The organism is Alcanivorax sp. HI0044, from assembly GCF_001634945.1.
In genome coordinates, this window is record NZ_LWEZ01001133.1 from 1 (window position 1) to 7,541 (window position 7,541).

6 protein-coding genes are annotated in these 7,541 nt (G+C 58.3%); 2 read left to right on the top strand and 4 right to left on the bottom strand.

Translation table 11 applies throughout. The features are described from left to right. The 4 genes from rraA to A3730_RS13865 form a co-directional block, all read right to left on the bottom strand. The coding region (gene rraA, locus A3730_RS13850) for a ribonuclease E activity regulator RraA (protein ID WP_063538267.1) at window positions 1–331 on the bottom strand (331 nt) is incomplete at its 3' end. 46 nt (window positions 332–377) lie between these two features. Next, on the bottom strand, window positions 378–1,070 hold the full coding sequence (locus A3730_RS13855) for an NAD(P)H-binding protein (RefSeq protein ID WP_063521647.1): 693 nt from the start codon (window positions 1,068–1,070) through the stop codon (window positions 378–380). Continuing rightward, a complete protein-coding gene (locus tag A3730_RS13860) occupies window positions 1,067–3,208 on the bottom strand; it encodes a response regulator (RefSeq protein ID WP_063521646.1) in 2,142 nt (713 codons plus the stop codon). Before A3730_RS13860 ends, A3730_RS13855 begins: the two co-directional genes overlap by 4 nt. Before the next feature lie 142 nt (window positions 3,209–3,350). Further along, window positions 3,351–5,654: an RND family transporter gene (locus A3730_RS13865; protein ID WP_063538269.1), complete on the bottom strand. Its 2,304-nt coding sequence runs from the start codon at window positions 5,652–5,654 to the stop codon at window positions 3,351–3,353. A 123-nt stretch (window positions 5,655–5,777) separates the two neighbouring features. On the opposite strand from A3730_RS13865, the gene A3730_RS13870 reads away from it, so the two are divergent. Together A3730_RS13870 and A3730_RS13875 are read left to right on the top strand one after the other, a co-directional pair. Continuing rightward, window positions 5,778–6,176, top strand: a complete 399-nt coding sequence (locus A3730_RS13870) for a MerR family DNA-binding transcriptional regulator (RefSeq protein ID WP_063519088.1) — start codon at window positions 5,778–5,780, stop codon at window positions 6,174–6,176. After that, on the top strand, window positions 6,169–7,332 hold the full coding sequence (locus A3730_RS13875) for an isovaleryl-CoA dehydrogenase (RefSeq protein WP_063519087.1): 1,164 nt from the start codon (window positions 6,169–6,171) through the stop codon (window positions 7,330–7,332). The genes A3730_RS13870 and A3730_RS13875 overlap by 8 nt, the downstream gene beginning before the upstream one ends. The last annotated feature ends 209 nt before the right edge of the window (window positions 7,333–7,541 follow it).

Consider the following 7,541-nt stretch of genomic DNA (forward strand, 5'->3'; position numbering starts at 1 on the left):
TGACACCGATATCCAGTGTCGCCAGCGCATCCACGTCACGGCAGGCACCGTAAATAATCACGCCTTCCCAGCCGTTCTTCACCGCGTTTTCCGCGATCATGTCACCGATCAATGCATTGCGAAGGCTGCCACCACCATCGACGACCAGCACCTTGCCTTTACCATCGGTGCCCAGGTGCTCCTTGACCCGACTGTTGTCTTCGAAGCATTTCACCGTAACGATTTCACCGCCAAACGCTGCGCGGCCACCGTAACTGAGCCAGTTGAGGCCGGTTACCACGGAGACACTGTCCGCATTGTCATCACACAGATCGCAGGTCACAAAGGTCATACTGACTCCTTCGGTTATGTTGTCCATCAGTTGCGACCAAGGTGCCTCAGGCAGCCTTGGTCACTTTTTCATGAAATTTACCGGCAAACACCAGGATGTCCCGGTACCGTAACCGGTACAGGCCGGTATCCGGCCCCATCAATGCCATGCCGACCATGGCATCAGCCACCTTGCGGCTATCCACGGGCAACCAGTGGGCATCCGTCCAGCGTGTCAGTGGCTCAATCACTCGATTGAAAATATTGCCCCAGTCTTCTGCCGGGCGCTTGTCCTCACGTTCACCGCGCAGTAACGACGGCTGCACAATGGCAAGCAAAGGCAAATCGAGCTTCATGAGCGCACGCTCCATCTGCCCTTTTACCCGCGAATAAAAAAACGGGGAGCGGGCATTGGAATTCACCGCCGACACAACCAGAAAACGTTGTACGCCAGCCCGGCGTGCCATGTTGCCGGCCAGCACGACAAGATCATGATCCACATGACGGAATGCCTGCCGCGACCCGGCTTTTTTCATTGTGGTGCCCAGGCAGCAAAAGACATCATCCACTTGAAATCGGTCCTGACACGCCTCGATATTATCGAATTCCACCAAATGTACGTCCAGCTTGGGGTGCTCGATGGATAAGGCGCGGCGTGTCAGCACAGTGACCTGCTCATATTCATCGCAGGCCAGCAGGCTTTCCAGGCAATCACGCCCCACCAGCCCGGTTGCCCCCAACAGCAAGGCTTTTCTTGTCATTGTTCTTCCTCGTCTTTGGCGGGCTGTTCCGGCAGCCAACGCCGTAACACCGTTTCCAGTGCATCCAGATGTACCGGTTTGGCAAGAAAATCATCCATGCCCGCAGCCAGGCAACGGGCCTGAACCCCTTCCGCCGTATTGGCAGTAACCGCCACAACCGGCGTGCGCAGAGTCGCTTTGTTCTGCTCGATTTCACGCAGACGCCGGGTCACTTCAAAACCGTCCATCTCCGGCATCATGCAGTCCATCAACACCAAATCGAACGATTCCTGGTCCAGTAACGCCAGCGCGGTTTCCCCGTTACTGACGGTTTTCACCTGGAAACCCAGCTTGCTTAGCATGCCCCGGGTCACCAGCTGGTTTACCTCGTTGTCTTCCACCAGCATCAGCCGGAAACGTTTGCGCCGCTGGCGTTCTTCCGGCGTCTGCAGCGGAGCATCCCCCACCGGCATCTGCCGCTGCAGGCCCACCAGTCGTGCCAGCCCCTGGCGCAATACGGTGCGATGAACCGGGCGCACCAACACCACCAGGTCATGCTTGTCGATAAGCTGTTGCACTGCTGTGTGGCTGCGCTCCTCAATGGTTGCCATCAGCACCAGGCGCACCGGACGCAGCGAAGGATCCTCAAGCACATTGCGGCACAGGTTCAAGGCCAGTTCAGGCCGCGACCAGGTATCCACAAACAACACATCAAAATCGCTTTGTTCGCGGTGCCCTGCACGAAGGGCCTGCAACGCATGATCGTATCCCATCGCAGAAGACGCCTGGCAGTCCAGCGCTTCCAGCTCTTCCTGAATACTGGCAACCGTGCCTGAAGCGGCTCCGACGACCACGGCCTGGGCACCATCCAGCGCCCGAATCAGGCTCTGCGCTTCGCGCATGTCCGGCTGCATTTGCACCGGCACCGTGAACCAGAAGGTTGACCCTTCGCCAGGCACACTTTCCGCCCCCAGGGCGCCACCCATGGCATCAATCAGGCCCTTGCAGACCAACAGGCCAAACCCGGTGTGATGGCTGTTATATACGTCCTGGCCATCTTCTATAAAACGATCCTGAAACAGGTGGCGCAAGGTTTCCGGATCCATGCCCGCGCCCTGATCACTCACGCGCACGCGCAGCACACCGCCACTTTCCCCTTCCACGGTAAAGTCCACATCCAGACGAATTTCGCCCCGCTCGCTGAACTTGATGGCGTTGCTGAACAGGTTATTGAGCACCTGCATCAGGCGCTCGCGGTCGCCCCGGATGCGTTTGGGCAGCATGCGGTCAATCACGCAGGTGAGCTCCAGCCCGGAGGACTGGGCCATGGGGCCAAAGGCTTCCAGCGACTGCTCGATCGCCGTACGGAAATCGAAATAATCCGAATTGAGGGTAATGCGACGGGAAAGAATGCGGGAATAATCCAGCACGTCATCAATCAGTGACAGCAGCAGCTTGCCGCTCTGCCCCGCCACCTGCAGGTAATCTTTCTGCTCGTCATTAAGCCGCGTGTCTTCAAGCAGCGACATCATGCCCATCAGGGAATTCATGGGGGTGCGCAACTCATGGGCCAGCCGATATACCAGGCTGAGCTGCACTTCGGTACTGCTGCGCACCGGCTGCTTTCGGTCCAGAGGCCCGCGGCGCTCGCGTGTCATGGCGTGCCAGAAGGTTTCGTATTGGCCCCGATAAAGCCGGAATAGATAGAACGCGTAAACACCAATCAGTGTCGCCAGCACCCAGTCATGCAAGGTGCCGGTGAACAATAAAACCGCCAACGTCGGCAGGAACATCAGCACAATATAGGCTTGGCGAACCCGCAACCCGGCCATCCAGGAGCTACCCAGGGCCGTGGTCACACCCACGTTATAAAGAATGACCACGAAAAAATTGAAGCCGGTGCCCAGCCGCCAGATCAACCAGGCAGGCAACAAGCCCCATAACAAGGCGTGCAACGCCAGGCCCAACCCGAACAGACGCCGCCAGCGGGCCGGTCCGGCCCCATACAGCGCATCGAAACGCGCCACCAGCCACAGCCGGTAAGCGGTGACCAACAGGACGGCACCACCGCCTATCAGCGCTTCCAGTTCGAAGCTCTGGTAGACCTGGCCCCAGGCAAAGACAAGTGCATAAACCAGAAGGGCCGCCAGGACTCCCATCAAGGAGTTCTTGGCGGCCCCGTAATCTACGCGTTTAAGAACCTTTCGATCTTTCTTGTATGGCACTGTATTTTGTTCCGCAGAAACTGGATTTACCCGGTTTCGCGCTACGTTAACACCGCCTCATCAGACTGGCTAGAGCCTATTGCACGCTGCCTCTGGTCCGCTTGCGGCGGTCCAGCGCAACCAGTAATGGCACGAAAAAGAAGAAATCCACAATCAGGGCCATGGCAATGGTGATCGCAGACAACTGCCCCATGCTGGAATTGGGGTAAAAATGACTGGTGCCGATGACGGCAAAGTTCGCCACCAGCACCACGGATGTGGCCACCAGTGCTACGCCGACAGTACGGAATGCATACTCCACCGCTTGTTCGGTTTTGAGGCCCAATTCACGTTTGGCACGCACGTATTTACTCAGGAAATGCACAGTGTCATCCACCACGATCCCCAGCGTCATGCACGCCACCACGGATACCGCCAGCCCGATCTCCCCATTCACCAACCCCCACAGCCCGAAGGCCATGGCCGCCGGCAACAGGTTGGGCAATAGCGACAGGATGCCGTACCTCACGGAACGCAACGCAATAACCAGCAGCACCGACACGCTGACCAACGCAATCAGCGCGCCGCTGAGCATGCTCTGAATATTGCGCATGGTGACCCGGCCAAACAGGATGTCCATGCCGGTGCCCTTGGTCTGCATGGCTTGCGGCCAGTTATCCTGCATCCAGGCTTCCACCCGATCATTGAATTCCAGCACCGGGTGCGAGCCGATATTCTCCAGCATCACGATGACCCTTGCCTGCTCCTTGTCGATATCCAGCTGGTCCTCCAGCCCCAGCCCCTGGGGTAGCGACAGCTCATATAACAAGGTGTATTGGGATATCAGTTCACGGGAGTCGGGAATGCGGTACCAGTCAGGATCGCCGCCGTGCATGTCTCGGTTTAATCGCTTGATTACATCCGTGTAGGCCGTGGCGTATACCACCTCATCCTGCTGCTCCAGCCACACGGTCAAATCATCAATATGCTGCAGATAGGCAGGCTCCATGGCACCACCGGATTCGCCGGAATGCACCGCATAGTCGATACGATGCATGCCCGTCAGGTTGTTCATGGCAAAATCGTTAACCCGACGAACCTCAAACGTCTCGTCGAAATATTCGTTGAACACATCATTGATGCGGTTCAATCCGATGGCGGCAGTAAGCACCACCACGACCACCGACATACCCAGCAACCAGGGCTTGAAGTGACGACTCAGGTGCCTGGCCAGGGCGCCCATCAACGGCGCGAAATCCCGCTGCTTGCCCGGCTCGATACGATGCGGCAACAACATCACCAGCGCTGGCAACAAAATCACCGAGAACACAAACGCCAACAGCACACCGATCAACACCACATTCCCTAACGCACGGAACGGCTGTGACTCGGAAAAATTCAGGATCGCAAACCCGATTGCGGTGGTAAAACTGGTCAGCCACACCGGCTGCATATTGATACGCAGGCTTTCCAGCATGGCCGCCGCCCGTGCCTTGCCTTCCAGGCATTCATGGCGGTAACTGGCAAGGATGTGCACAGAGTCCGCCACGGCCAGTGTCAGAATCATGGCCGGGGCCATGCCCACGATGGGGGAAAACTCGATCCCCAGCCACATGGCGACGCCCATGGCCGAGGCGATGGAGAAGCCGATCACCATCACCGTCACCACCACAAACATGCCGCTGCGCAAAATCAGCCACAAGCACAGCAGCATCACCACAAAGGCCAGTGGCAAGGTGGTCGCCATGGATTGCTCCGTGGCATCGGCCGAGGCCTGGGAAAACACCACCGTGCCGGTGACCATAAACTCGATATCCGGGTAACGCTCCCGGTAGGTCTGCGCCATGTCGCGGGCGGCTGCGGTAATCACCGGGGCTTCGGTGTTCCCCTCGTCCATGGTCACTGTGGCCACAACACCGGCCACATGCCCGCGGTCAGAGACCAGCCGCCCCACCAGCGCCGGCTCTTTCAGGGCAATGTCACGGGCCCGGGCAATCTCGTCCGGTGCCATTTGTGCGGCACCTTCCACCAGCGGCGCCACATACAGCTCGTCGCCTTCTACCTCGGTATGCTGGAAATTGGTCAGGGAGTCCACCCGGGTGGAGTTAGGCAGTGTCCAGGCATCGTCGGTGAGAGACTCGATGGCTTCCAGGGTTTGCGCTTCAAACACCTGATCGCTCTTCGGGTGCACCACGAACAACACCACCTCATTGGCGGTAAAACTGTCTTCCAGCGCCACGAACCGTTTGAAATCCGGATTTTCCTGGGTGAAAAAAATGCGTGGATCGTTGTTGTTGCGAAAACTCTGCAACCCGGCCGCCATGGCCGCACACAGCGCAATACAAATCAGCAGTACCCACACCGGGTGTGCCACTACCCAGCGACTCCAAGTCTCTTTCATTGTTATTCCCACTGTCCCCTTACGTTGAGCCCGGAGTCTAGGCACAGGTAAACACCGTGTCACGGACCGAAAAGGCCAAAATTCATACTTTACGTTAACGTAAACTTCCCCTAGCATTTCGCCATGAGCAAAAAACAGACCTACAGCATCGGCGAACTGGCCCGGGAATTTGACGTGACCACCCGAACCATTCGCTTCTATGAAGACCAGGGGCTGGTCAGCCCAGCGCGACGGGGCCAGACCCGAGTCTATTCACCGGCTGATCGGGTCACCCTGAAACTGATCCTGCGCGGCAAACGGCTGGGGTTCTCCCTGGCCGAATCCCGTGAATTGATTCAGATGTATCAGCCCAGCGGCGATAACCGCAATCAGCTTCTCGCCCTGCAAGACAAGATTCAGCAACGCCGGGAACAACTGAACCAGCAACTCAGAGATATTCAGGCACTACAGCAGGAGCTGGACGACGCCGACCAGCGCTGCGAAGACGCCCTCACCGCTTTGGAGAAACCTGACCATGTTTGACAGCAGCTTTAACTTTGATCTGGATGAAACCCTGGTGGCACTGCGTGACAGCGTGCGCCACTTCGCCCAGAAGGAAATCGCGCCGATCGCCGCCGAGGTGGACCAGAGCAACCAGTTCCCCCTGGAGATGTGGAAGAAGCTCGGTGATCTGGGCGTACTGGGCGTCACCGTCAGCGAAGAATACGGCGGCGCCAATATGGGTTATCTGGCCCACACCCTGGTGATGGAAGAGATCTCCCGTGCCTCCGCCTCCATTGGCTTGTCCTACGGCGCCCACTCCAACCTGTGCGTGAACCAGATCTACCTGAACGGCAACGATGCCCAGCGCGAGAAATACCTGCCCAAACTGGTCAGCGGCGACCATATCGGCGCCCTGGCCATGAGCGAACCCGGTGCCGGTTCCGACGTGGTCAGCATGGGGCTACGGGCCGACAAGCAAGGCGACCACTATGTGCTGAACGGCAACAAGATGTGGATCACCAACGGTCCCGATGCCCACACCTATGTGATCTACGCCAAGACTGACACCAGCGCCGGCCCACGCGGTATCACCGCCTTTATCGTGGAGCGCGGCTTTGCCGGTTTTTCCCAGGCCCAGAAACTCGACAAGCTCGGCATGCGCGGGTCGAACACCTGTGAGCTGGTATTCGAAGACTGCCACGTGCCGGAAGAGAACGTGCTTGGCACGGTCGGCGAAGGCGTCAAGGTGCTGATGAGTGGCCTGGATTACGAGCGCACCGTGCTGTCCGGCGGCGCCACCGGCATCATGCAGGCCTGTATGGACGTAGTGGTCCCCTACGTCCACGAGCGTAAGCAGTTCGGCAAGGCCATCGGCGAATTCCAGCTCATGCAAGGCAAGATCGCCGACATGTACGTGATGCTCAACGCCAGCCGCAGCTACCTCTACAACGTGGCCAAAGCCTGCGATCGCGGTGAAACCAACCGCAAGGATGCCGCTGGCGTAATTCTCTACTGCGCCGAGAACGCCACCAAAATGGCCCTGGAAGCGATCCAGACCCTGGGTGGCAACGGCTACATCAACGAATACCCCACCGGCCGCCTGCTGCGCGACGCCAAGCTCTACGAAATCGGCGCCGGCACCAGCGAAATCCGCCGCATGCTGATCGGTCGCGAGTTGTTTAACGAGACAGCCTGAAGGGGTCAGACGTCTGAAGTCTGACGTCTGACGACACAACACTACCAGCTGGAGAGGACGTCCGACGTCAGACACCCGACGTCCGACCTCAATTGCCATGCCCAAGATCAATAGCCAGATCAATCCCAACAGCCCGGACTTCCAGGCCAACCGGGAACACAACCTGCAGCTGCGTCAGCAATTGCAGGACAAGCTTGATCACATAGCCC